The 25,054-nt window shown below is 60.2% G+C and carries 14 protein-coding genes and 10 pseudogenes; 8 read left to right on the plus strand and 16 right to left on the minus strand.

Annotated elements, in window-relative coordinates:
• The first annotated feature begins 331 nt into the window (after nt 1-331).
• Together MTX23_RS27345 and MTX23_RS27350 are read left to right on the plus strand one after the other, a co-directional pair.
• Complete coding sequence (locus tag MTX23_RS27345; protein WP_280973270.1) at nt 332-1,090, plus strand: class I SAM-dependent methyltransferase; 759 nt, start codon at nt 332-334, stop codon at nt 1,088-1,090.
• Between the two features lie 851 nt (nt 1,091-1,941).
• Nucleotides 1,942-2,527 (plus strand): annotated as a pseudogene (locus MTX23_RS27350) (IS66 family transposase); the annotation flags it as partial.
• A gap of 167 nt (nt 2,528-2,694) precedes the next feature.
• Here the strand turns inward: MTX23_RS27350 and MTX23_RS27355 are convergent.
• The gene (locus MTX23_RS27355; RefSeq protein WP_280978209.1) at nt 2,695-2,979 is read right to left on the minus strand and encodes a group II intron maturase-specific domain-containing protein; all 285 of its coding nucleotides are present in this window, start codon (nt 2,977-2,979) and stop codon (nt 2,695-2,697) included.
• Entirely contained in the window at nt 2,871-4,007 is a 1,137-nt protein-coding gene (locus MTX23_RS27360; protein ID WP_280973206.1) for a reverse transcriptase domain-containing protein, read from the minus strand. The genes MTX23_RS27355 and MTX23_RS27360 overlap by 109 nt, the downstream gene beginning before the upstream one ends.
• A 498-nt stretch (nt 4,008-4,505) precedes the next feature.
• Here MTX23_RS27360 and MTX23_RS27365 point away from each other — a divergent pair.
• Nucleotides 4,506-4,765, plus strand: a pseudogene (locus tag MTX23_RS27365) (transposase domain-containing protein); the annotation flags it as partial.
• Nucleotides 4,766-4,816: 51 nt separating this feature from the next.
• Here MTX23_RS27365 and MTX23_RS27370 read toward each other — a convergent pair.
• The gene (locus MTX23_RS27370) at nt 4,817-5,197 is read right to left on the minus strand and encodes a hypothetical protein (protein ID WP_280973271.1); all 381 of its coding nucleotides are present in this window, start codon (nt 5,195-5,197) and stop codon (nt 4,817-4,819) included.
• A gap of 502 nt (nt 5,198-5,699) precedes the next feature.
• On the opposite strand from MTX23_RS27370, the pseudogene MTX23_RS27375 reads away from it, so the two are divergent.
• Nucleotides 5,700-6,080 (plus strand): annotated as a pseudogene (locus tag MTX23_RS27375) (DDE-type integrase/transposase/recombinase); the annotation flags it as partial.
• A 7-nt stretch (nt 6,081-6,087) separates the two neighbouring features.
• Here MTX23_RS27375 and MTX23_RS27380 read toward each other — a convergent pair.
• Together MTX23_RS27380 and MTX23_RS27385 are read right to left on the minus strand one after the other, a co-directional pair.
• Nucleotides 6,088-6,855 (minus strand): annotated as a pseudogene (locus MTX23_RS27380) (IS5 family transposase).
• A gap of 209 nt (nt 6,856-7,064) precedes the next feature.
• Nucleotides 7,065-7,184, minus strand: a pseudogene (locus MTX23_RS27385) (ATP-binding protein); the annotation flags it as partial.
• A 508-nt stretch (nt 7,185-7,692) separates the two neighbouring features.
• Between MTX23_RS27385 and MTX23_RS27390 the strand changes: the two are divergent.
• Nucleotides 7,693-9,795 carry a recombinase family protein gene (locus MTX23_RS27390; RefSeq protein WP_280973198.1) on the plus strand — a complete coding sequence of 701 codons (2,103 nt, stop codon included), beginning with the start codon at nt 7,693-7,695 and terminating at the stop codon, nt 9,793-9,795.
• 6 nt (nt 9,796-9,801) lie between these two features.
• Here the strand turns inward: MTX23_RS27390 and istB are convergent.
• From istB to MTX23_RS27415, 5 genes and pseudogenes are all read right to left on the minus strand, one after another.
• A pseudogene (gene istB, locus MTX23_RS27395) lies at nt 9,802-10,440 on the minus strand (IS21-like element helper ATPase IstB); the annotation flags it as partial.
• Between the two features lie 12 nt (nt 10,441-10,452).
• Nucleotides 10,453-11,991, minus strand: a complete 1,539-nt coding sequence (gene istA / locus MTX23_RS27400) for an IS21 family transposase (RefSeq protein WP_280978207.1) — start codon at nt 11,989-11,991, stop codon at nt 10,453-10,455.
• Nucleotides 11,992-12,194: 203 nt separating this feature from the next.
• Nucleotides 12,195-12,578: pseudogene (locus tag MTX23_RS27405) on the minus strand (IS5 family transposase); the annotation flags it as partial.
• 161 nt (nt 12,579-12,739) lie between these two features.
• Nucleotides 12,740-14,239 carry a porin gene (locus tag MTX23_RS27410; protein ID WP_280973272.1) on the minus strand — a complete coding sequence of 500 codons (1,500 nt, stop codon included), beginning with the start codon at nt 14,237-14,239 and terminating at the stop codon, nt 12,740-12,742.
• 1,140 nt (nt 14,240-15,379) lie between these two features.
• The gene (locus tag MTX23_RS27415) at nt 15,380-16,549 is read right to left on the minus strand and encodes a Xaa-Pro peptidase family protein (protein WP_280973273.1); all 1,170 of its coding nucleotides are present in this window, start codon (nt 16,547-16,549) and stop codon (nt 15,380-15,382) included.
• A 1,115-nt stretch (nt 16,550-17,664) separates the two neighbouring features.
• Here MTX23_RS27415 and MTX23_RS27420 point away from each other — a divergent pair.
• Nucleotides 17,665-18,993: a M14 family metallopeptidase gene (locus tag MTX23_RS27420; protein WP_280973274.1), complete on the plus strand. Its 1,329-nt coding sequence runs from the start codon at nt 17,665-17,667 to the stop codon at nt 18,991-18,993.
• A 467-nt stretch (nt 18,994-19,460) separates the two neighbouring features.
• On the opposite strand, the pseudogene MTX23_RS27425 reads toward MTX23_RS27420, so the two are convergent.
• Nucleotides 19,461-20,060: pseudogene (locus tag MTX23_RS27425) on the minus strand (transposase); the annotation flags it as partial.
• 181 nt (nt 20,061-20,241) lie between these two features.
• Between MTX23_RS27425 and MTX23_RS27430 the strand changes: the two are divergent.
• Nucleotides 20,242-20,532: a winged helix-turn-helix transcriptional regulator gene (locus MTX23_RS27430; RefSeq protein ID WP_280973275.1), complete on the plus strand. Its 291-nt coding sequence runs from the start codon at nt 20,242-20,244 to the stop codon at nt 20,530-20,532.
• A gap of 270 nt (nt 20,533-20,802) precedes the next feature.
• Here the strand turns inward: MTX23_RS27430 and MTX23_RS27435 are convergent.
• Nucleotides 20,803-20,924 (minus strand): annotated as a pseudogene (locus tag MTX23_RS27435) (IS110 family transposase); the annotation flags it as partial.
• Nucleotides 20,925-21,300: 376 nt separating this feature from the next.
• Between MTX23_RS27435 and MTX23_RS27440 the strand changes: the two are divergent.
• Nucleotides 21,301-21,630 (plus strand): transposase, encoded by a 330-nt coding sequence (locus tag MTX23_RS27440; protein WP_280978215.1) that lies wholly within the window; start codon nt 21,301-21,303, stop codon nt 21,628-21,630.
• A gap of 410 nt (nt 21,631-22,040) precedes the next feature.
• Here the strand turns inward: MTX23_RS27440 and MTX23_RS27445 are convergent, their stop codons facing one another.
• From MTX23_RS27445 to MTX23_RS27460, 4 genes and pseudogenes are all read right to left on the minus strand, one after another.
• On the minus strand, nt 22,041-22,295 hold the full coding sequence (locus tag MTX23_RS27445; protein ID WP_348637521.1) for a transposase: 255 nt from the start codon (nt 22,293-22,295) through the stop codon (nt 22,041-22,043).
• A gap of 198 nt (nt 22,296-22,493) precedes the next feature.
• On the minus strand, nt 22,494-23,078 hold the full coding sequence (locus tag MTX23_RS27450; protein ID WP_280973276.1) for a transposase: 585 nt from the start codon (nt 23,076-23,078) through the stop codon (nt 22,494-22,496).
• 327 nt (nt 23,079-23,405) lie between these two features.
• Nucleotides 23,406-23,691 (minus strand): annotated as a pseudogene (locus MTX23_RS27455) (transposase); the annotation flags it as partial.
• A 155-nt stretch (nt 23,692-23,846) separates the two neighbouring features.
• On the minus strand, nt 23,847-25,022 hold the full coding sequence (locus tag MTX23_RS27460; RefSeq protein ID WP_280973256.1) for a Xaa-Pro peptidase family protein: 1,176 nt from the start codon (nt 25,020-25,022) through the stop codon (nt 23,847-23,849).
• Nucleotides 25,023-25,054: the final 32 nt, after the last annotated feature.

Genomic DNA, 25,054 nt, shown 5'->3' on the forward strand with positions numbered 1-25,054 from the left:
CCAAGCCCGGGCAGGAGAGGTCCTTGTAGACCCGCCTCCCGATTCCGATCAGCCTCCGCTCGACGACTCCGGACCGTTCAGATTGCGACCGGAACCAACAGAAGTGCGCAGCACGCGATTTCTTTCTGTTCGAAAAGAAACATGAAACGTGTTTCAAATCCGCCAACATGTTGCGCAATTGATATTGCGGTGGAAAAACCGAGACAATCCGCATCACTCGCCTGGCCCAAATCATGCAATGCGATAAGAGGCGCGCCTCAGAAGTACGCCCCCCGAAAGAACAAGGTTGCCAGTGGCCAGCAACAGTCACAAAAAAGAGAAGGAAAAGCAGATGACCGACAAGATGACGAATTCCCTTTCCGTATCGGAGCTCGAATCATGCTTCAGCGAAGATTACTTTTATTTTGGCGATGTGGTGAATCCGCCGGAGACAAGTGACCGGCAAGTAGGAGCAATTTGGGAGCTTCTTTCTCTCAGACAAGGTAGCTCAGTTCTTGAACTTGGATGCGGTTATGGGAGGATTACCAACCGGTTGGCGGAAAAAGGAGCGCGGGTGACCGGACTTGATATCTCGCCGATCTTGCTAAAGAAAGCCGAAGCCGATGCTGCTGAACGCGGGGTAGATGTTGAGTATGTTCTTGGCGACATGCGCTCCCTTTGCTGGCGAGATCGATTTGACGCGGCTTTTATGTGGTACACGACCTTTGGGTATTTCGATGATGCGGATAATGAGAGAGTTCTTAGTGAAGCCGCTTCTTCACTTCGAACGGACGGACGTCTGCTGATCGATCACAGCAATCGCTTCGCTTTACGCCGCGAGACACCTATCTATTTCGTTGTGCAACGTAACGACGATCTAAGAGTCGATATACTGAACAACGACGTGTTAACCGATCGTCGGAACCTCGAAAGGATAGTCGTCCGTAATGGATGCGTTAGACGAACGCATCTTTCTTTCAGACTTTATGGGTTTTCGGAATATGTACGCATGTTGCGAAGCGCGGGATTCGATAGTGTTGAAGCTTATGGGCAGGAAGGCGCGGCGTTTACATCCGATAGCCGGCGCCTCGTGGTCGTCGCGCGCAAATAACGCCAAGGGCCTAGACATTGACCCTAACCCGATATGAACTCCTACGCCTGCAGTGATCAGCGCGCGAGCGTAGCGAGTCGGCATCCAGTGCTAGCGTATGGCCTTGACGACGTCCGGAATGTCGGTATGGGCGTTGCGCAGGAATTCCTCGGTCTCGCAGCCTGGCCTTGGCGGTCCAAGCACTGGATGCCTGGATTGTCGACGCAATGCAGCAGGATGGGCGTAAGCGGCGCTTAGATCTCACCTTCAGCGCCGCGGGTTAATCGGCGATTGTCCGACCGCTGAGTCGAGCGGGTTCGGCACCTGTCGGACACTGAGCTTTTGCACAAATCTAAGCCCGAGCCGGTGCGCCGGTTGGAGGTGTTCGCCGGACGGGACGACGGAGCGCCTGGACGGCGGAGCAGAAGGCGCAGATTGTCGCCGAGAGCTACCTTGATGGCGAGAGAGTCAACGCGGTTGCACACGGGCACGGGCTGACACTGCAGCAATTGTTCGGTTGGCGGCGGCAAGCCCGCCGGCATGCGCTAAGTGAGACGCAGAAGAAAGCTCCGGCTTTTGCGCCGGTTGTCGTCGAACGCCTGTCGATGAAAGAGGCGCCGATTGCGCCAGCCGTACCAAGTGGCTCCGGCATGATCGAGATCGTGATCGGCGCGGCCCCGGTTCGCGTTACGGCCGGCATTGATGTCGCGAGCCTGCAGGCGGTGCTGCGTGCCGTGATGGCCGTGACATGATTACGGTGCCGGCCGGCATACGGGTGCTGGTGGCGACCAAACCCGTGGACTTCCGACGCGGCGCCGACAGTCTGGCCGCGCTCGTGCGCGAGCAGCTCGAAGCGGGCGGATCGTCTCAAAATCCTGGCCTCCGCCAAGGTGGCGGTCGATGAGACGATTGCACCCGTGCTCGATCCCGGCCGCGGCCGCATCAGGCAGGGCTACTTCTGGCGGTTGCCCGTGACGACCGCCCCTGGGGCGGGACCGACCCGCCGGCGATCGCTTTTGCCTACGCGCCCGGTCGCGGCGCGGTCCACGGGCTCAAGCTGCTCGAAGGCTAATGCGGCATCGTGCAATGCGATGGCTATGCCGCCTACAAGAAGATTGCCGCCCCCCGGGGCGAGGCCATCACGCTTGCCTTCTGTTGGACGCACCTGCGCCGCCGGTTCTTCGACATCGCCAAGGGCGGCGATGCGCCGATCGCGAGCGAAGCGCTGGAACGTATCGCTGCGCTCTATGCGATCGAGAAGACGATCCGGGGAATGATCGCCCACGCCGGCGGCGGGTGCGCCAGGACAAGAGCAAGCCGCTGGTGGCACCGCTCAGAACTTGGTTCGAGCAGCAGCTTGCGCGCGTCTCCGCCAAGGCGAAGATCGCCGACGAAATCCGTTACGGCCTCAACCACTGGGATGAGCTGACCCGCTTCCTTGATAATGGCCGCGTCGAGGTCGGTAGAGTCGACGACTGGCGCGGTGACCGTAGGTCGCGAGGCTTGACTGTTTCTGGCGGCTTTCGCCTTCGCCGGTGTCGCAGTTCGCACCATAATTCCGTTTCCGGTCGTCGCTCGTCAAACCGGGCATGCAGATTTCCCGCACCCGGCTTTCACTTGTCTCATCAGACCTTCGCGCTCGATCGGTCAGTACGACGGCTCGGGATGCGGAAGAGTTTGAGCGTATCGTGCAGGTAATCCTGCGGATACTGCTCGAAGCCCCTGCCACGTCCTCCGGCTCGTCGCATTAACCAGTGCCGCAGACGCCAATCGACGTATTGCCTGATGAAGTCATAAGTCTTCATGACAGCTCCTTGGTCGAAGTAGCCGCACCAGCCGCGAAGAAGGCGGCTGATGACGCTGTTCTCCGGTGTGTCCGGGTACCACTGTGGCGTCGTGCGTTCGTGGATTCGTCGGAGCAATCTCGAGACCGCTTTCTTGGACGGACGCGTGCCGATGAAGGCTTGTCCGCCCTTTCGGTAGAACCGCCCGATTGTGTAGCCGAGGAACGTGAATCGCTCCTTCGGCAACCGTGCGATGCGGTCTTGGTCTCGTTCACCTCCAACCCGAGCCTATTCACCAGTACCGTCATTCGCTTCATCGCCATCTCGGCTTGTCCGGGACGGCAGCAGATCACGAGATCGTCGGCATAGTTGAAGACGTGGGCATCGAGTTGTTCCTGGTGCCCGTGGTCGCGCCAGACCAGCAGAAAGCGTCGGAAGTAAATGTTCGCCAGCAACGGACTCAGAGGAGACCCTTGCGGGGTCCCTTTCTTAAATTTTCGCGCGCGTCTGCCGTCCGTATCGTCCGCCTTCCGCTCCGTTCGGCCACCGGAGCCGTCAACCAGCTTTTGATGGTCGAGAGAAGTCGTCCGTCGGAGATCCGCCGTGTCAGGCATCGCATCAGCGGCCCGTGTGGAATCGACGTGAAGTAGTCGCGTAAATACCTCGCTCCGTCCCCGGTCCTTGATGTGCCAGAACACGCGGCGCACGGCCATCTTGGCGTTTAGCTTCGGACGGAATCCGTACTGGTTGTCCAGCAGGTCCGCGTCGAAGATGGGACCGATCACTAAGACCGTTGCCATCATAACGATTCTGTCATGAATGCAAGGGATTCCGAGTGGTCGGCGTCCGCCATTGCTCTTTGGTATCCATACTCTCAGAAGGGGCTTGGGACGGTAAGTGCCGTCCTTCAGCTCCTGTCTGACACTTTCCAACCATTGCTGCTGTCCCTCTACTTCGATCTGTTCGAACGTTATGCCGTCCACCCCAGGAGAGCCGTCGTTTTCGCGGCACCTTTGGTAAGCTTCTTCCATGACATCCGGTCGGCAGATTTTGTCCCACAAAGAGTAGAAGCGGTATGTCGGTTCGGTCTTAGCTTTCGCCTGTAGCGAGCTCTGCAGCTTCTGAACGCGTATATCCGGTGTTGCTAGACTCATCGTCAATCGCCGTGCTCTCCTTCGTTCTCGCTTGAGACAAGTCAGGGCCCCTTCCCTCTTCCGGCGTTGTCATAGGTATTACGGACCCATCCGCCATCTGCCGCCACCGACGCTGGCCCTCACGGGTTCGTCGTTGTCCGGATTCGTCATCCTTCATCGACGGCAGACTTCCCTTGTTGCCCACTGTCCATGTCCCGCGCGTGCTGCCACCACTACCCCGGTGGGATCCTGGGGTGCTTTTCTCGCTCGCTTCCCCCAGGACGCCGGCCTTCCCCGTTAGAGTGGCGGGTCGGCTCCCACGATGACGCTTTCGGAGCCTGCTTAGTGTTCACTCGCAAGTTGCGGCCCGCGCGGACCGATGGCCCCCCAAAAGGAGCCTTTTCTCAGAGTGCTTCAGGCCATTCGTCGCCTCCTGACCCGCTCCGAGTACTTCCGGCTGGAGCGAGAGTTTGCCGGCCTGGACTTCCACCAGGGAGAACAGTGCGCCAAGGCACACATTCCAATACGGTCGAGCGCGGCATCCGTCCGATCTCGCTCAATGCAAGAACTCACTCTTCGCCGGTCACGATCAGGGCGCGGAAAACTGGGCTTGCATCGCTTCGCTCATCGAAACCTGCAAGTTAACAGGCGTCGATCCGCATGCCTATCTCACCGGCGTGCTGACGAAGCTCGTCAATCTCTGGCCCGCCGCTCGCATCGACGAACTCATGCCATGGGCTTGGGCCGTCGAACATTCGGCCGCTAAACTCGCCGCCTGACGCCTTCCGGAGGGAAATCAAGCACTCAGCGCCGTGCGGCCAGAGGGCCGCTTACCGATGGGCAGGAGCAAGCCGTGGTTTATGTTGCGGATGTCGAGCAGCGAGGCCCAGGCCGGCGGATAGTCTCAGCCGCATGGCGGCATAGAATCGCTGGCACCACGCCCGCGCATCAACGTCGCCATTCGGCTTGCGGCGATGGATCGGCGCGAACCGATGTGGTGCGGTGGAAAGACCGTTACTGATGTCATTGTGGCGCAGCGCGACGGCCGAAATCGCAGCGAATTCTGGCGTGCCGCCGTGGTGGAATGCGTCGGCGTCGATGGCGAGTAGCGGACAGATCCGGTCGGGCGCACTCATTGACGCCAGCGCGGCCACGATCACGGCGACATAGCCGTCGAGTATGGGAAGACTCGTGGCGACGGGTCCATACATGCCAGGGTCTACGACCACGCCGGGCCGGACGAATGCTCGCGTTTGCGCATCCGCCCGTGTTGCCTTCCGCTCAGTTGACAGCGTCGACACCCGGAAAAACATTCTTTCGCGGCTCAATGGCTGGCCTGCATGCTCCCGACACTTCGCCGGCGTCCTCGCGGATGCCTGCGCAGGGCTCGGGGCCGATGTGGACGCCGCGCGACTTTCAGCAAACGTGCAGAACCCGTTCAACAGCTTCAAGTTTTGGTACAGCCATTGCCTACTCCGCCGCATCCAGCCGAAGCCCTTTCGTTTCCGAGCTGCATCATATGGCGCCGAACTTTCTTCTCCACCCAGTCTTGAACAAAGCTAAAGCACTCACCGGAGTTTCCAACCCGTGAAGTAATTCACCCATCCGCGTAGCACCGGGTTGATCAGCTTGATCAGTTGACCGACTGGTTACGATTGTCGGCGGCGGAACATACCCTTGAGTTTCCGCAGCAGCGCCGCGCGTTTCTTGAGCTTTGGCGTGTATCGGCGCGTGCATGTCCTGCTCAAGCGGGAGGCCTATAGGGTCAACCACAAGAAGCTGTTCCGGCTTTACCGGGAAAGCTTGCAGTGCGCCGCCGTGGCGGCCGCAAGCGTGCCATCGGGACCACGGCGCCGATGACGGTGCCGATGGCGCCGAACGGCCTTTGGTTGCTCGACTTCGTGTCGGATCAGCACACCTGCGGCCGCCGCTTCCGCGTCTCACCGTGGTCGATGACTGCACCCGCGAGTGCCTGGCGCGGGTCGTCAATACCTCGCTCTCCGGCAGCGCGTGGCGCGGGAACTGGATCGGTTGATGATCGAGCGCGGCATGCCGAAAATGGTGGTCAGCGACACTGGCAGCGAGCTAACCACCATTTGGATCAGAGCTCAGAGCTTTTAGACTGGGGTCCAGACTCATTAAATCTTAAATCCACCATACAAGAGCTGCGGCGGGGCAGAGAGGCGAGATAGTTTCGCGCCAGCTTATCGTAACGGGTCGCGATGCGCCTGAAGTCCTTCAGCCGGTTGAATGCACTCTCGATGCGCCAGCGCAGTTTGAAGAGGCGCTTTGAGAAGCTGTACGGTTGTTTGCGATTGCTGCGGTTTGGAATGACAGGTTTGGTTCCACGCGCATCCAACTCCTCGCGCAGCTCGGCGCTGTCGTAGGCCTTGTCGCCGAGCATCCGTTTCGGCGGCTTGACCCTGCAGATCAGGCGTTCTGCGACCGGGCAGTCGTGCCTTCACCTCCGGTCAACAGAATCGCGATCAGGCGTCCCTTAGCATCTGCGAGTGCGTGTATCTTCGTGTTGCGCCTCTCCTCGCGCGAGCGGCCAATAGCCTGCTTCTGCTCCCCCCTTTCCGCCCGCTGCCGAGCGATGCGCTTTGACATGCGTGGAGTCGATCATCTGCGTGTCTATCGATCGACCGTTGCCGGCGAGCGCCCGGAACAGGCTTTCCCATATGCCGCGCCGCGCACACCGAGCGAAGCGGTTGCAAATCGTTGTTGGCGGCCCGTAGACTTCGGGGCAGTCGGACCAGCGGCAGCCGCTTTTCAGCACGTGTATAATGCCGCTGATAACGCGGCGATCGTCCTCCCTGCGGATTCCGATGATCTCGCCCGGGTGTACCGATTTGATCTCGCCCAGGATTCCGAGATGATCTCGCCCACCATTCCGATTTGATGTCGCCCGGGGCGCGAGGCGTTCTGGCTGTTTGGTTTCTGGCATCGGTGAAGCCGCGGGGTCAACTTGAATCGCGGCTTGAGGCCCTTCTTCGTCTGCTGTTGGTCTGCTGTGGGCATGTGGGCAACGCTCTTTGCGTTGTCCAAGCGCAGCGGCATGTCCACAGCGCCACTGGCTCAGGCCTTTCGATCGGGTTTGCGGGTTCGCCGCAGGCTCTCGCCGTTGAGATCGATCCGGTGGGCGTTGTGGACCAGGCGGTCGAGGACGGCATCGGCGTAGGTGGGATCACCGAACACGACAGAGTACCCCTATTCTTGAACGGGTCGTGTCTCACATCACGATCACTGACCCGCATCATTTCCTTTTTGGGCAGCGGCTTGAGGTGCTGAAGGAGCGGTCGGGGCGCGGTCCCGCCTACGTCGTTGTCGCGCTGCCGGACGGACGGCGGCGGGGGGTTCGGATCGCCTCGACGGACCTTGCCGAGACGATCACTTCCCACCCGAACGCCGCCGATCTGCCGCGCATCAGTGCACGTACGCTGATCCCATTGATGCAACATTTGAGCGCGAGTCTGAGCCTTCTCGACGAGAAGGTGATTCGCGATGACCCACCGACCGCTTCCAGGTCGCGTTGCGTATCGACCCCTACCGACATTGGCAAATCCACCAGACCGCCGCACGGCCGACATTCCACGCCTCTGGCCAAATCTGTCGGCCGCGACACAAACCCAGATCGCTCAAGTCCTCGCCACGCTGCTGCGGCGAATGCAAGCGGTTCCCGGCACGCCCGGAAGGGGACTGGGTCGTGCTGATCAGCTTGAACGCCGTTGACGAGCGGCTCACGACTGCGCACCGAGCCAAGTTGGCCTATGTCTACGTGCGGCAGTCGTCCGTGAACCAGGTGCGCCAGCACCAGGAGAGCACGGAGCTGCAGTATCGCCTTGTCGATCGCGCCGTCGGTCTGGGCTGGCCCCCGGAGCGCGTCCAGGTCATTGACGAGGATCTGGGCAAATCCGGTGCTGGCGCTGTGGATCGGCATGGTTTCCAGAAGCTCATTGCCGAGATCGGCCTTGGCAACGCCGGTCTTGTGGTGAGCCTCGACGCTTCTCGCTTGGCCCGCAATAACCGGGACTGGCATCAGCTTCTCGAACTGTGTTCGGTGTTCGGCGTGCTCATTGCGGATGGCGAGCGGCTTTACGATCCGCGGGCCTACCATGACCGCCTGCTGTTGGGCTTGTCCGGCATCATGAGCGAGGCGGAGCTGCATCAGCTTCGGATGCGCCTTCACCAAGGGGAACGCCAGAAGGCGGAGCGGGGCGAACTGCGGCTGCCGCTGCCGGCGGGGCTCGCCTACGACCGCGCGGGCACAATTGTTCTCAATCCCGATGAGGAGGTGCGGGCCCGTCTTCATCTGGTGTTTGCCAAATTCCGGGAACTGCAAAGCGCGCGCGGTGTAATGCGTTACTTGGACAGGAATGGATTGTCCTTGCCGGTTCGGCCGCTGCTTGGACCATCTCCACACGAGATCGTCTGGCGTGCGCCAGATAGTGCACGCGTCCTTAATATCCTTCAGAATCCGGCCTATGCTGGGGCGTATGTTTATGGCCGCCGGCAAAAGGATCCGAGCCGATGCCGGCCGGGATCGCTGACGGGAACGGTCAAGGTAGCGATCGCGGATTGGGCGGTTTGCCTCCACGCCGCTCACCCAGGATATATCAGCTGGGAGGAGTTCATGGCCAACCAGGGGCGATTGGCAGATAACGTCTGCCGCTATGAGGGAGGACACTCTGGCGTACCGCGCAAGGGGGCAGCCCTGCTACAAGGAATCGCGGTCTGCGGTCGTTGTGGACGGCGCATGAGCATGCGCTACACGGGCCCGAATGCCGACTATCCGGTCTATTGCTGCCGCTCGGATCGGGACCAGCAAGGCAGTGCAATGTGCCAGGAAGTCCGGGCCTTGGCCGTTGACGCGCTGGTTGAGCGGATGGTCCTCGATGCCCTGGTGCCGGATCAGATTGAGATCGCGCTCGCAGCCGCGGGCCAACTGGAGCAGGAGAGCCGTCAGCTCGAGCGCCAGTGGGCGCTTCGCGTGGAGCGCGCCCGCTACGAGGCCGAGCGCGCTCGACGCCAGTATGACGCCGTAGAGCCCGAGAACCGCCTTGTGGCACGCTCACTTGAGCGGGCTTGGGAAGAGAGGCTGCGTGTCGTCGAGGCGATCGAGCAGGAGCATGCGCGTTGGCGCGGGCACGAGCCGCTTCTGATTGGCCCGGCGGAACGCGCAGGGCTACAAGCACTCGGCGAGAACCTGCCGCGGATTTGGAACGCGGCCACCACTTCGGTAGCCGATCGCAAGCGCATTCTGCGATTTGTGATCCGCGAAGTCGTTCTTGATCAGAAGCGGACCCGAGGTCAGGTGTGGCTCAAGATCGTCTGGCAGACCGGTGCAACCAGCGAGCATCACGTGCAACGGCGCGTTCAGACCTACCGCGATTACATCGACATTGATCGGTTGCGGAAACGGATCATCGAGTTGAATGCTGAACACAAAATGGATGCCGAGATCGCGGCAATACTCAATCAGGAAGGCTTCGTCGCGGCCCGAGGCTGCGCCTTCAAAGGCGAGAATGTCTGGCTGTTGCGTACCCGCTGGGGCATTCCCACCGTTAAAATTAACGGCGTGGACAAGAATCCGATGCGCTGGCCCGATGGGAGTTTCTCAATTCAGGGCGCCGCGGCTGAGCTTGGAGTGACCCCGCAGACAGTGTTCGATTATCTCGCGCGAGGATTGCTGGCAGGTCATCAGTTGGCCAAAGGCCAGCCGTGGCAGATCGAGCTCTCAGACGACCAAATCCGACAGCTTCGCAATCGGATACGACGCACCAATCGTTCGAAGAAGGAGGCATCATGAAGTCATCGGCTCGCCGATCAGCGCGTGCCATTGATCGACGGGGAGCTGGCTGGTGACGGTGGTGGAGCGGCGGCCGTAGCGGTCCTCGAGGATCTCGAGGAGGTCGTGGCGGGCTGCGGCGTCGAGCGGCTCGAGGCCCCAGTCGTCGAGGATGAGCAGATCGATGCGGCCGAGCGCCCGCAGGAGCCGCGGGTGGCGGCCGTCGCCGCGCGCCAAAGCGAGATCGGTGAACAGCCGCGGGACACGCTGGTAGAGCACGGAGCGATTGTCGCGGCAGGCCTTGTTGCCGAGCGCCGAGGCGAGCCAGCTCTTGCCGACGCCGGAGGGCCCGCAGATCAGCAGGTTGGCGTGGTCGTCGATCCATTGGCCTTCGACCAGCATCGTCAGGAGGCTGCGGTCGAGGCCGCGCGGGGTGCGATAGTCGATGTCCTCGACGCAAGCCTGCTGGCGCAGCTTGGCGTATTGCAGCCGCTTCGATAGCCGCTTGTCGCGTCGCAGCGAGGCTTCGCGTTCGAGCAGCAGCGCGAGCCATTCGGCATGGCCGAGGCTTGCGGCATCGCCGCCGGCTTCGATGTCGGCAAAGGCCTTGGCCATGCCATGAAGGCCGAGCGCGTGAAGCTGATCGAGGGTCGGATGGGTGAGCAAGGCGTGATCTCCCTAGTTGTAGTAGCGCGGCCCGCGGATGTTGGGATGAAGGATCGGCGCGTCGTCCGCGGAGCGCTTGGGTGAAGGACGCCGATCAAGGTTGTTGGCGAGGATCGATTTGACCGAACCGTAAGTGCGCGCGCCGATATCGATCGCCCGCATGGCGGCGGCATCGAGCCGCTGTTGCCCGTAGGATCGGGCGAGCCGGATGATGCCGAGGCAAGCGCGGAAGCCCTGTTCCGGATGCGAACGCTCATCGAGGATCAGATCGCACAGCGCCGCGGTGGCCGGTCCGATGATGGCGGCCTCCTTGCGGATGCGCTCGATGGTCCAGCCGGCGTAGCGCCGATGACTGGAGGCCATGTGCTCCGGCACGGTCGTGTGCTTGTGGTTGCCGCTCATGCGCTGATGCGCGGCGATCCGCTCACCCTTGTGGAAAATCTCGACGGTGCGGGCGGTGACGCGTACCTCAACTTCGGCGCGGACGAAGCGATGCGGGACGCTGTAGTAATGCGCCTCGACCTCGACGTGATAGTCGATGCTGACCCGGCAGATCCGCCACTCGGCAAACACGTAAGGGCTTTCCGGCAAGGCCTTGAGTGCCGGCCGGTCGATCTCCTCCAATAGCTTGCGGCGGGTCACGCCGAGCCGCCGGATCGGTCGCTCCTCGTTGAGCCGGGTCATTAACTCGGCGATCGCCGCGTTGACCTCGGCGAGGCTGTGGAAGGTCCGGTGGCGCAGCCGTCCAAGCAGCCAGCGCTCGACCATGAGGACCGCCTGCTCGACCTTCGCCTTGTCGCGTGGCCGCCGTGGCCTGGCCGGCAGAATGGCGGTGCCGTAATGCGCCGCCATGTCGGCGTAGCTGCGGTTGATCTGCGGATCGTAGAGGCAGGCTTTGATCACCGCGACCTTGGTGTTGTCCGGCACCAAGAGCGCCGGCACGCCGCCGATCGCCTCGAAGGCGCCGACGTGGCCGCTGATCCAGTCGGTGAGCCCCTGCGTCCAGGTCGCCTGCGCGTAGGTGAAGCTCGATGCGCCGAGCACCGCGACGAAGATCTGCGCGGCGCGTCGCTCGCCGGTGAACCGGTCGATTACCACCGGCACGCCGTCGCCGGCATAGTCGACGAACAGCTTGTCGCCGGCCGTATGCGACTGGCGCATCGTCACCGACAGGCGGCCTTCCCAGGCGCGGTAGAGCTCGCAGAACCGCGAATAACGATACCCGTCGGGTTCGCCCGCGATGTACTCGTCCCACAGGATCGACAGCGTCACATGCTTGCGCCGGAGTTCGCGGTGTACCGCCGCCCAGTCCGGCTCGGCCTGCCGGCGATGGCCCCGCCGGGTGCCGGGACCGGCTCCCGCGCTGGCGAACAGCCGGGCTTCCAGCGCAGCGTCGGTGATGTCGTCGGGCAATGGCCAGGTCAGCCCCGCCGCCTCGAACCGGTGGATCGTCAACCGCACCGTCGAAGGGGCTGTCCCCACCCGCCGCGCAATCTCGCGGGTCGGCATCCCGGCCGACTTCAATCTGATCACATCGCGCACATGGCGCATCGCAAACCTCTCCGTCGGCATCCAGGTCCCCCTTCGCAAAGCCGAAAGGCGGGACCGTATCGGAGCCAGAAGAGGCCTCGTCACCCCGGGCGACATCATCCCGGAATGGTGGGCGAGATCATCTCGGAATGGTGGGCGACATCAAATCGGAACGGTGGGCGAGATCATTCCGGAATGGTGGGCGACATCGAGCGGAATCAGCATATCTTCGTGTTGCGCCTCTCCTCGCGCGAGCGGCCAATAGCCTGCTTCTGCTCCCCCCTTTCCGCCCGCTGCCGAGCGATGCGCTTTGACATGCGTGGAGTCGATCATCTGCGTGTCTATCGATCGACCGTTGCCGGCGAGCGCCCGGAACAGGCTTTCCCATATGCCGCGCCGCGCACACCGAGCGAAGCGGTTGCAAATCGTTGTTGGCGGCCCGTAGACTTCGGGGCAGTCGGACCAGCGGCAGCCGCTTTTCAGCACGTGTATAATGCCGCTGATAACGCGGCGATCGTCCTCCCGCTCGACACCGCGCACATCTGTGGCAAGTGAGGTTCGATACACTGCCACTGCTCGTCGCTCAGCCAAAACAAATTCCTGCTCACGATCCCAATCCTTCTCCTAAGAGAATCAGTATCGTATTGTCGGAGCAGAAAAATTAATGAGTTCTCACCCAAGAAGGCCTCCGGCGGACATGCCGGAGGCCTTCTTGGAGGGCAAACTTCCGTACAAAGTCACCTTTCTGCCTCTGCAATTTGACAAAGACTCAGAAGTTGCGTTGAGCCATGAGCCGAACTACTAGGCTGCTTTGGTCCTTCAGCTCATACACAGCAGTCGGCTTCCCGATACCCGATTGCAATGGCAGCACCACCGTGCTTCCGCTCGCGTACTTTTGATCCAGCATGCTGTAAGCGAGTTCGGCCGTGAAGGTTAGATTCATAACCGGGGTCCAGTTGGTTCTCGTACCGACAACCGCATAATTAAAATCCGGGTTACAGCCGACAGTCCCGCTCGAAAGCGCTAGGCCCGAGACGAGCGCATTACAGATGTAGCCTTTGGCTGTGTTGTTATAGCGTACAGCGCCAATCCCACCGAAGATGCTGCTAACCCAGTGCGGATCCCAGTTGTGGTTGAAGCCGCCGTTGAAGCCGAACGTCGTGGTCAGCTGCTGGCCAGCGCCTGCAACGAACAAGGAATCAGAAAGACCAGCGAGTCCGACGCTCTGGTAAGTACCTGCCAAGTTCGCACCACCGTACCTCGCGTAGGTAGTCGCCATATAATCGTTGAAGGTATAACGGCTTGCACCATTCGCATACACGCCCGACATGTTTATCGAGTCACCAGGACCGGTCGGGATATTTTTGATTGATAGTGCCAGCTGAGAAGCCCAGCCCCATTTGTCGTCCGGATGACCGCTGAGCTCGGTCGCGCCATAGTAGGCAGCATGGTTGTCATGCGCGGCGACCGACGCCTGGAAAAGACCCCATGCTTGGTCAACGCGAGCCATCGCGATCAGGTCAGGAGCTATCGTACCTGCGATGTCGTTGCCACCGTATGCACCGGTCGCGAAACCTGCAGCCGTCGCTGCGCTCACGTTCCAGATGTTGGATGTGTCATGTACGACTTGATCCTGGACCGAGAAAGATGCCGTGATGCCTTGACCGAAGTCAGCAGTATAGGTGAACTGGTTCACTGGGTCCCAGCTCCCGCTGCCCGGGAGTTCAGCGAAATTCGCGGGATACTCGCCCCAGGGCGTAGAGAACTGCGAGCCCGCCTTACCGATCGTGAAGCCAGCGAACTGGATGAAAGCGTACCAGAGACCGAATGTACCCCCAGCGGCAGTGTCGCCGGCGTAAGCGGTCGAGCCATTTCCTAGTCCGCTATACTTGCCCGATGTCCATTGAAACACTCCCTCAAAGTAGGTACGAACCATGCCGTATTCGGTTGCGGTGCGCGTATCAAGGCTCAGGTGTTGACGAGAACGCCATGTATAGGAATTGCTGAAACGGTTCGCTGCGCCAGCCGCACCAAAGTCGGGGTTGGTACTCGTACCAGTGTTGTTCACCTCTAGCCAGCCGCGCAAATAGCCACCCAGCTTGATGCAAGTGTCGGTGCCCGGGACGTAGTAGAATCGGGCCCCATACAGGGAGCATATCCTCACATATTCTACAGCCTTGGCCTTTATTGGAAGATCGGCAGCCCGTGCTCCGCCCAGGGCGATTAGCCCCGCGGCCGAACCGAGCAAAAGGCTCTTCGCCACCTTCATAGTAGTCCCCTCCTTAATTCACCTCAAAAGTGGTCGCTCAGTCTTTAGTAGAGAGAGTCACCTTCGCCCTCCCCCCCCCCTGTACCCTTCTCATGCGGTCTCTGGGATGGACGCCGCGGTGCGGACCATTCCGTTACTCGCAAGGTCACGTTGACAGATTTCGTTCACAATCGGCGCACAACGTTTGTACGAAAAGGACAAGCCTGCGCTTGCGCTCGAGAGGTGTGTTCCGATGGCGTCATATCGGCACGATTCGTACCAGCGAACCATCGAACGTCAGGCTTCCTTCTATGCTATCAGAGCATCCGCGCGATACTTGTCGCGAGATCCCGTCGCAGCCATTCGTCGACCCATCGAGAATCAGGTCCGCAGTCTCATCAGTTGCCGTTCCCGCGCGCTCTCGTGCCTGCAGTTTTGTAGTTGGGTCCGCAATCTGAAGACCAAAATGTCGATACAGCCAGCGGCGATCAACCTGGTGAAGTAAGGCGATAGAGCGTGACGCGCTCGATGATTAGACGCGCGAACGTCTAGCGATGGTGATGGACACTTCGCTCTCGGGCATCCCAGGTGGAGCAGGAAACGCTACGTGAAGACGATGTCTATGACAGCGCCGATAGCATTCGTAGTCGCAATATTCCTTTCCGGGACGCCACATCTCGCGCGTACTCTGAATCTACAGGACCGAGCACATCACGGCAACGGTCGACGGCTTTGGCAGTTTGCTCATCCCGTGGGCATTCATGAGATACGCGACAGCTTTCCGCTTGGCCGCGGGCTTCACTATTTCTCCCGACAAGTCGTTCAGCGTTGGGGCGACTGGGCGGCATCAGATTCATGCCAACATGGGATCCACAGGATCCGCACTTTATCTGTTGGCGCCGGCCAGCAGTGGATCGCAACCTATGGTTTCAGTGCTACCAATCCCACAATTGGAATATTGGGATCCGCACTGGGCACTAGCATCTGTGGTGCGGAGTTGCTGTGCGGTACAAGAGCGACTCGACAAGCGATCGCAAGCCCGGGTTCGGCTCACACTGTTTCGGTGGTGCTTTGAAGGTTCAGAACGCCATTACGGGCTACTAAGATGCAATCCGCGAGCTTGCAGGTTGCTCTGCTCGCCGGAACTCCTCGACAGTCCCGCTAAAGCTCGAAAAGCTTCCGTGGCGCAAGAGTCAAGACTTCAGCGCCAGAGTCGGTAACGCGGAATGTCTCGCTGATAACATAGCCAAAATCCTCGTCGATCCAATTGCCTAGCATCAGATGGAAGGTCATGTTCGGCCTCAGTTCTGTCATGTCACCACACTTGAGACTTGCGGTCGGTTCCGTCCAATCAATGCCAATGGGGTAGCCACAGCGCGACTCCTTCTTGAAGCCCAGGTTTTCAATCGTGCGGTAGAAGGCGTTCGCGACGTCGCTACAGGTGGCCCCCGGTCGGACGGTATTCAACGCGACTTCCAGACCGGAAAGTTCAGCTTCGTGTAGGCGACGCAGACGGTTGGAGGCCGGGCCAACCGAGAAGGTGCGCATGAGCGCGGCAACGTAGCCATAGCGGACGCCACCAAGTTCAAGGTTGATCTGCGAACCATCGCGAATGATGTCCTCGCTCCACCGAATGTGGCACGTACCCGTGCGTGGTGAGGAACAGAAGAACATCGAGGCAAAGTCCGTTCCGGGTTTGCCATTCGCGCCGCGAGCCAGCGTCGCCGCGACCTCGGCCATCACATCAGCTTCGCGAATACCAGGACGTATGACTTCTGCCGCCCGAATGATTCCCGCATCAGCGATGGCGGCGGCCTCCCGCATGAGGGATATCTCGAGATCCGATTTGACGAACCGAATCACGGCCACAGCTTTGGTGCAATCCGCGATCCTTGCTTTCGGCATCCGTGCTTTGAACTTCTCTGTAGTCTGCGCCGAAAGATAACCCAGTTCGAGCCCCAAGTCGCGGTTTGCAAGACCATCTTCATGGAGGAAATCGATCACCGCATCGAAGCCATCCATCTCAGAGTTACCGACGAGGTCCTCTGAATAACCGATCACGTTGTCGCGCTCCAGGAATGACTGATGAATAGCGGCTGGCGCATCCATCTGGCGCAGGATAAACGTTGGCTCTTCGTTGTGAATCGAAACCACAAGGCCTTGCGGGACATAGCCGGACCGGGCGGTGTAACCCGTGAGATACGTGATGTTCGACGAGTTGTTTACGACAAGCGCCTCGATGTTACGCTGCGCCATTTCTGACTTCACAGCGGCTAGCCTTCGCATGTATTCGGTTCGCGGGAAGGCTTGCGGTCCTTTGCTGATTGTCATCGTCTAGCTCCATTGGATTTTATTTTGTATCGAAAGTCCGCCGGCGCGTCGCTCAGATTCACGCGTTACGCGGCCCCGGCAACGTTGGCTAGATCAGCCTTGGTGATTTGCAACTCTGGCCGGAAGCTCCCTCTTTTCCCGATCGCGGATCGAACTCTGAACGTTCCGCAACGCTTGCTCCCGACTCGACGGCGCGTGGTAGACGTCGCCCAGTCGCCACGTTTCGTGAAGCTGTCGGCGCCATAGATGCATTACGGGAAGACCAAGTTCCACCGAGAACTCCTCCCCGGCCTTGACGGCATCACCCCAGAGACGGATTCCATGAGCCGGCGGGAGCGGCCCGGCGACACGTAGCAGCATCCTGACTCGATTTGCGATGCCCTCGCACGGACAAAAAGGCCTTATAGGCCCGGCCTCGGCTCGCCGTGCGATAGCCCCTGTTCGAAGTTGAGGACTCCGCTAGATGATCGTGAGACTTCTTTCTCCGTGCCATGAGCAATCCATAAACCCGACTTAGAGTCGAATTTCCTCAACATAAATCCCATTCACGCAGAAATTCTGCCATTATTGGGACGGCGCGGCGTCTGCATTCGATCAAGTCGAACTCTGAGACGATGCGGGCAAGGTGAAGCGTTGACCACTGGCGAGGAGTGGATCGAACAGCGCGATTTCCGGCCGCCTATGCGACTTGCAGACACTAACAGTTGGCTCGTCTTCGCCGGCAGCGCACGATGCGGCGGCTCTCATTTCGGATGGCGTGGCCAGCATGGCGGCTGTCGCTGGGGGAGTGCTCAGTTCCGACGCCTAGAGACGCACCGATTTTGGATGGCGTTGGCCGCCGACAACGGCGTTCGCTCGTCTCTTCAGAGAAATCAGCGAATGCCTTCCCGGATTGGGATCTGCGCGATCCTGCAAGCTTGTCCGCGCACGGCCTGGGCCACGCTGGAGACAACTCGTGAGGCCCGTCACAATCCCAGAACATGGAGACGGAGCGGGACGGCAATGTCGTGCCTGAAAAGACGTGTGGATCAGATGAAATCTTAAGCGCTTGCGAACAAGCAGACCTTCCAGCGCAGAATTTCTGCCACAACGGCACTAGATTGAAGTAATTAAGCTTGAAGCCGCTCTATACTGTAATTTGCTCAACGTCGAAAGCGAGCTGGCCGCTCGACGCCATGCTGCCGATAGCGGCGCGGATTCAGTTTTGGAGGACCGCGAGAGCTCGGCGTAAAATGGTTGTGCTGGATTTTGACGATCGAGCCTTCATCGGAGGTGTCTGGCCCGTGACCCAACGTAACTCGCAGCTAAATTTCGAAGGCTTCATTGGAATGCCGATGAACAATGCAATTGTCGATGAAACAACTAGCCGATTCTCATCGGACTATTTCGAAGCTCGTCAAAGATTTCGAGCCTGCGTTGACGAGAGCAAAGTTGGCGAGGCCGCTGTCTATCCATCGCCAGCGCGTGGGCCTCGTGGAGAAGAACTTTCGACCGACGTTGCCTGGTTTGGCGACCGACGCGCCCCAAAAATGGGGATTATGGTATCTGGCACGCATGGCGTGGAGGGGTATTGCGGATCCGCGGCACAGCTCGACTGGCTTGTTGGGCGTGGTTACGAGATGCTCAAATCCGATGAAGCAATGTTGCTGATCCATGCTCTCAACCCCTATGGGTTCGCATGGGATCGGCGCGTCACGCAAGAGGGCTGCGACCTCAATCGAAACTTTGTAGATTTCGCGGCCCCCTTGCCCTATAACGAAACCTACGATCTACTCGCTGATCATCTCGTGCCACGTGAGCTGGAAGGCCCACTTTTCATTTCCGCTGAGGCGGCAATAGAGACGTTTCGTAAAGCGCGCGGCGAAACTGCTCTCCGAAAGGCTCGGACCAGCGGGCAGTATCGACACCCCACCGGGATGTTCTTCGGAGGCTTCAGCCCTACCGTAGCACGCCAAACGCTCGAACGAATCGTATTGGACTACGACATTGAGGCGCGTCGGTTTGTCTTGATCGTTGACTTTCATACAGGCCTCGGACCTTATGGCTATGGTGAGCTGCAATGCGAGCAGGCCTCCGGTATGTCAGGGTATCAGCGTGCACGTGACATTTTTGGCCCTTCGGTCACATCACCGGACCTTGGCACATCTTCGGCTGTTGCGCTTCATGGCACGCAGGATGACTACTGGCAGCGGCTTCTCGGTGATCGGCACGTCTACGTATGCTTAGAGTTCGGAACCTATCCTTCCGAAACGGCCAGAGCCGCGTTGCGTGCTGACCACTGGCTTTATGCCTATCGCCAAACGGAGATCGAAACAGACATTGGTCGTGCGATCCGACGACGTTTGAGGCAACACTTCTATCCAGATGCAGCTGATTGGAAGGAGATGGTACTATACCGGAGTCGCCAAGTTCAGCGGCAGATGATCGAAGCTCTGACCTATTGAAGGCCAATAACGTTGAGTGGCTTGAGGGCGAATGCATCGACATGGGTCAGGGTTCCCACGTGTGAGTTCGTTTTCAACGCCCCCGATCGGGCCCCCAACCTCGTGCTCTACACGGGTGCGCCTAGGGGGGCCATGCTGTCGGCCATTCCATCGACATCGTAGTCCTTGAAGCCATCTCAAGCCGGCGATTGCCAACGCGCTGCTGCTACGCGGCACCCCGACTTCGACGATCTCGCGGCACATGAGCACAGCCGATATTGGTGCCATCGCGCGCCTCAATCGTAAGACCGTTTTGCCCCCACCTTTCGGCCTAGCATTACAGTTGTAATTTTTTCCTGAGATGGGCTTTGCGCGCGGTTGCCTGATGAGCCCTGCGCTAGAACGCCATGCGAGGACGCGGGCGTGCGGGATGCGCCGATGGGCGAGCTTCATGGCGATGCGCCGGATTTCCTGGATCGACCAGCGGATTAGGACCGATGCATCGGTCGCGGCCGCTGCCGCGTTTTTTTGAGCAACGGCCCGGTGTTGGCCCGATGACGGATGGATGACGGCGATCATGGCGAAGGCAAGCATGACGAGTGAGACATGGCGATGCCAGCCATGCCAGGAGCGGGTTTCGTTGTGATCAAGGCCGAGCTCGTTCTTGTCGGTTTCGAAGCCGTCCTCGATGGCCCAGCGATGGCCTTCCACCGATACCAGCTTCTGCATGGACGTGCCCTTTGGGCACCATGTGGAGAAAAAGGCCAAGCTGCCGTCGGCGATGTTGCGGCGGATCAGAAGACCTTGCGTCCATTCCCGACAAGGTCGTCGTTGTATTCACTGGCATCGAGATCGAGCGGCTCGAGATAGGCCCAGTCGTGCCAGCGCGGACCTTTGGTCCCTCCGCCGGACGACAGGCGGCGCCAAGCCTTTTTGGGAAGGCTCTGCGCGATCGCGGCGGCGGTGCCGGCGACAGCCTGCTGTTTGCCCCAGGAGCGGAACACACGATTGGACGCAACACCCAGGACATAGCCTTTGCCTGCCTTGCGCAGCAGGGTTTCGACCTCGCCAGTGCCATACTGCGCGTTCCAGACGATGGTGATCAGCAATTCCAGGCCATCGTGATCACTCATTCCAGAGCATTGTGGTCACCGTTTCCAGCGGATCGTGATCGGAGACAGCGAGGCGCACCACTGACAGTCTGCAACCCAGGTGGCTTGGTCTTTTGCCCAACCGCGGAGGATCGAGATGCCGACAGAGAGACTGTCCATGCGCCACATTCGCGAAGTTTTGCGCCTGCACCACAGCGTCGGCACGTCGCAACGCGCGATTGCCCGCAACCTCGGCCTGGCCCAGGGCACGGTCAACAAGTACCTCAACCGAACGCGCCGGGCCGGCCTGACCTGGCCGTTGCCGCCGGAGCTCGATGACGATGTCCGGCTCGAGAACCTCCTGTTTCCGCCACCGTCCGATTTGCCCAGCGACGAGCTTCCGCAGCCGGATTGGGCGCTCGTGCATCGCGAGCTGCGGCGGAGGAACGTCACGCTGATGTTGTTGTGATGGCGTGGACGCCCCCTCGACGGCATCGATGTGCCAAGATCGTGGGGTGTTGAACAGCCACCGCAGAGAAGGAGCGCGTCCGCCATGGAAGTGAGCACGATCGGACTGGATTTGGCGAAGAACGTATTTCAGGCGCATGGGGCGGATGCTGCAAGCGCCATTGTTTTCAGCAAACGCCTGCGGCGTCACAAGGTGCTGGAGTTCTTCGCCAAGCAGCCTGCGTGCCTGGTCGCCATGGAAGCCTGTGCCAGCGCGCATCATTGGTCGCGCGCGCATCGTCGGCCGTTGGGCGGCCTCACAGATCGCCTCGGCATCAGCGGCGTCGTTCTTCTGCCGTTTCACAAAAGGCGCTTCACATAAGCTGGCGGAATGAGGCGAACTGTGTGACCGAGCTTGCCGATCTCCGCTTTGTTGCCGTCAAGAGCAGGAGCGGCAGGCTGCCGCGGTTGTATTTCGGGCGCGCGACCATCTGGTGCGACAGCGCGCACCCAGGTGATCAACGCTCTGCGTGCCCACCTCGCTGAACACGGTTCCTCGGGGGCCCTCTCGCATGGTCAAGCTCATGGAGCTGGCGGCGGATCCGAGAAGCGATTTGCCAGAAGCCGCCCGAGTAGCGCTCGAGGTGCTGATTGATGTGCTGCGCTCGCTGCATCACAGGATCAAACATCTTGACGTCGAGATCGCACGCCGTGCCCGGGAAGACAAAGCCGCGCGGCGGCTGGCAACCATTCCCGGCGTGGGTTCGATAACAGCGACTGCATTCATCGCCTGGCCTCTGCGGCCACGACCTTTAAAAAGGGCCGCGACTTCGCTGCCTGGCTCGGGCTCACGCCGAAACAGAACTCGACCCGCGGAAAGCAAAAACCTGGCGCAACGTCGACGATGGGTGAGCGAACCTTGCGGCGCTTGCTCATCATCATCGCTTGCGCCGTCGTGCGGCACGCTCGCCGCCGCGGGCACTCCCCAAGGATCGTGGCTGGCGCGGATGCTCTCCGGCAAGCCGTTTGGCGAAAGGCGGGGTCTACCAAGACCTGGTCGCGTCGACATAGTCGACCGGCCAGAGGTCGTCGAGGGTATAGGAAGGTCAAGGGAAGGTAGGCGCAACAGTCGATGACACGGGATCGGGAAAGCCAGCTCCTCCCACAGTGCCCGAGTTCGAGCACGCTTCTGTGATTTGGCCCCGATCCGCGAACTCCCATACGAGCCCGCGACGCATGACCGGTCGCATCAGAGGCCGGACAGATGTCAGCACCCGACTACGCGCAGTGCCTTACGAAAGATTCCTCTTGCGCTCACGGGGGCGTCCACAGATGGCAGAAGTATTGCGGCTCCCACTCCGACAGTTTCAGCTATTCGTGTTATGTTGTGGCCAGATTCATGTTGTGCAAGGAGCGATAATTGCGGGAGCGTGAACACTGTGGGCATTGTTCACGCAGCATAATTCGACGTCGGGGTAGCGAACCATTTGTCCAATGGAGGCTCAACTGCGGTCTTGCGGGCGGTCGCGGTCACCGCCTTTGACTTACCCGCACGTGAGGACAGTCGGCGATAGAATGCACCGAGCGCCGTATGGCTCCGCCCGACGGTTGTTGCTGCCAACCGCAACGGTGCGGCTGCGCGACTGGACGATCTCCGTGTGTGCGCGAGGACAACACCTTGCCTGGTGCAAGGCACAGCCAGGAGGTGAAGCGCTTGGCGCTCGGCCATGCCCGCAGATCGGTGCCACACTCACCGACAAGCTTCAATGCCAGTGATGGACCCAAGCTATGGATCTCGGTCAGATCGACGCCGAGCGCGCCGTACAGCGCGGTCCTGACATCGAAGGTGGGGCGCGTTGACCTGCTTGATCCTGATGCGTGGCTTGGACAGCTTTCCGACCGGCTTTGCGCTTTTATTGTTGAGTGCCGCGAGCATGACCTCGAGCTTGGGGTCGCAGTCCAGCATCTTCGCCTGGTAAGACGTCATAGAGTTACAGCGATTGGGTCAGCGCGAAGACATGTTCGTGCCGGTCCGTTGCCCACCAGGGCCGCACGGATCGTATCGAGGGATGAATGGCATCGCACGTCGCGATAGGTTGCCAAGACGTCAGGATTCCGCTCGCCTGCAACGATCGCTCGGATAATCCGCATGCCGGTTGCGCCGGTGATATCCGAGACCACATGATGGAGCTGCAGATTCATCTCCATCAGGGCCTTCTGCATATGCTGGATATGGACGGCGGCATATTCCACCAGCCGCTCCCGTTGGCGCAGATACGCGCGCAGGGTTGCGATCTCGGCATCAGGTCGGAAGCTGCCGCGTAACAGGCCATGGGAGTGAAGCTGGCGCAACCATGCGGCATCGCTGACATCGGTCTTGCGCCCGGGCACGTTCTTGGCGTACCGCGCATTGACCAGAATCACCTCAAACCCGCGCTGCTCCAGGATCTCGTAGACCGGGATCCAATAGACCCCGGTGGATTCCATCGCGACACTCGTCACGCCGCCCGTTTTGAACCAGTCCGCCAGCTCATGCTGGTCTCGCGTGAATGTGCCGAAAGAGCGCACAGGCACGTCCGTGCAAGCGGGTTCACCGCAGCCATGTGCATCGTTGATCCGATGTCGATGGCGGCGGCCCCGACGTTGACCGGCTTCAGTTCCGGACGGTCGCCGGCCGTCCTCTTCTTGGGCATGGCAATCCTCCATTTCAATGATGAGCAGGAGGGTCTAGGCTATGCCAATTGCGATCTTCCTAATCGGGATCGTCGCCAGGGCGACGTCACCATTCTCAAGTTCGCATGCACCCATGGACCATGTTTTTTAACGGGGATTGTGCCACCAATAATCGAACGGCCGCTTCTACGCCGCACAGGCGCGCCACCGTGCTGGACGGTTTTTTAGAATGTCGCGCTCCATGCGACAGCCGCTCGTTCTCTCGCTGCAAACGCGCGATCTCTGCCGCGTGGTCCGCCGACCGCAGCGTCGCCTGCGTTGTGGGGCGCCGCGTCGCCGCCGTCGGCTCCAGCCGAGCCCCTCGCTGCTCCACCCACCGCCGCAGCACGGAATCGCGCAGGCCAAGCTCCTTGGCCACAGATCCGATCGAGCGCGCGCTTGACGCTACCAGGTCAACCACTTGCCGCTTGTAGTCGTCCGTAAACGACCGACGTTGACACTCTTCCATCCGACACCTCCTGGCTCTTCGAGCCTACTACAGGTGTCCATCAATTCGGAGGAGGTTCACACACCAAACTTGGCGCTTTCGAAACGGGTGCACGGATGACTCGCCGAGCTCGGCTGGAGGGCTTCTGCCGTACGTACATTCTCGGCAAGGCTCAGCTAGAGTTCGAAGAGCTTACGGGGTGTACTTGTAAGCACTTCGAAGCCGCCCTCAGTCACACGGAATGATTCCCCGAGTACGTAGCCGAAATCCTCATCGACCCAGTTGCCCAGCATCAGGTGGAAAGTCATATTCGGCTTCAGCTCTGTCGTATCGCCATCTCTGAGACTCGCGGTCTGCTCAACCCAATTAATACCGAGGGAATAGCCACAGCGCGACTCCTTACTAAAGCCCTGCTTCTCGATGGTGCGATAGAACGCATTAGCGACGTCGCTGCAGGTTGCGCCGGGCCGGACTTTGCCAAGCGCGGCTTCGAGGCCGGCCACCTCCGCCTCATGTATACGACGCAAACGATCCGATGGCTTGCCGATCGAGAAGGTGCGCATGATTGCGGCACAATAGCCATGACGTTTGCCGCCAAGTTCGAGATTGATCTGGGAGCCGGGGCCAAAAACGTCGTCGGTCCATGCAAAATGCGGAGTCGAGGCCCGCGGCGAGGCGCACAAGAAAAAGTTTTGAATGCCCGACCCCCCCTTGCCGTTGACACCGCGGATCAACGTTCCAATTATCTCGGCGGCCGCATCAGCTTCTCGCACACCCGGGCGGATCACCTCCGCTGCCCGCGCAATTGCCGCATCGGTGATCGCGGCGGCTTCCCGCATGACAGAAATTTCGAGCTCTGACTTAATTATCCGAACCCAGGCCACTAGACTAGAGCAGTCGATGACCTTCGCATTCGGCAGGCGCGCCTTAAACTTTTCTATTGTCTGCGTCGGAAGAACATTCTGTTCGAGCCCCAAGCCGCGATTTGCAGCGCCGAGTTCATTGACAAAGTCGATCACAGCGTCGTAGCCATCCGCACCAGGTTTGGCGACCAAGTCTTCCGGATAGCCAATTACGTTGCCGTGCTGAAGGAATGCCTGATGAAGGGCTCCGGGCACATCCATCTTGCGTAGGATGAAGATCGGCTCCTCCCTGTGAACTGAAACAACAAGTCCGTGCGGGACCGTAGTCGGCCACCCGCCCCCGATGTAGCCCGTCAGGTAAGTGAGATTCGCCGGGTAGACTACGAAGAGAGTCTCGATTTCGAGTCGCGCCATTGCCGACTTTACCGCCGCGAGCCTGCGCAAATATTCGCTTCTCGGGAAAGCTTGCGGCCCTTTGATGATGGTCATTGTCTTGGTCCTTTTGCTGATGGTCACAGATT

Source organism: Bradyrhizobium sp. ISRA436 (genome assembly GCF_029910015.1).
Taxonomy (GTDB): Bacteria; Pseudomonadota; Alphaproteobacteria; order Rhizobiales; family Xanthobacteraceae; genus Bradyrhizobium.

What these genes read in the sequence shown, in the direction of transcription:
- MTX23_RS27345 (WP_280973270.1), top strand. Translation starts at nt 332, where the DNA reads ATGACCGACAAGATGACGAATTCCCTTTCCGTATCGGAGCTCGAATCA.
- MTX23_RS27360 (WP_280973206.1), bottom strand. Translation starts at nt 4,007, where the DNA reads ATGAGTCTAGCAACACCGGATATACGCGTTCAGAAGCTGCAGAGCTCG.
- MTX23_RS27370 (WP_280973271.1), bottom strand. Translation starts at nt 5,197, where the DNA reads ATGTATGGACCCGTCGCCACGAGTCTTCCCATACTCGACGGCTATGTC.
- istA (WP_280978207.1), bottom strand. Translation starts at nt 11,991, where the DNA reads ATGCGCCATGTGCGCGATGTGATCAGATTGAAGTCGGCCGGGATGCCG.
- MTX23_RS27410 (WP_280973272.1), bottom strand. Translation starts at nt 14,239, where the DNA reads ATGAAGGTGGCGAAGAGCCTTTTGCTCGGTTCGGCCGCGGGGCTAATC.
- MTX23_RS27415 (WP_280973273.1), bottom strand. Translation starts at nt 16,549, where the DNA reads ATGACAATCAGCAAAGGACCGCAAGCCTTCCCGCGAACCGAATACATG.
- MTX23_RS27430 (WP_280973275.1), top strand. Translation starts at nt 20,242, where the DNA reads ATGCGCCACATTCGCGAAGTTTTGCGCCTGCACCACAGCGTCGGCACG.
- MTX23_RS27460 (WP_280973256.1), bottom strand. Translation starts at nt 25,022, where the DNA reads ATGACCATCATCAAAGGGCCGCAAGCTTTCCCGAGAAGCGAATATTTG.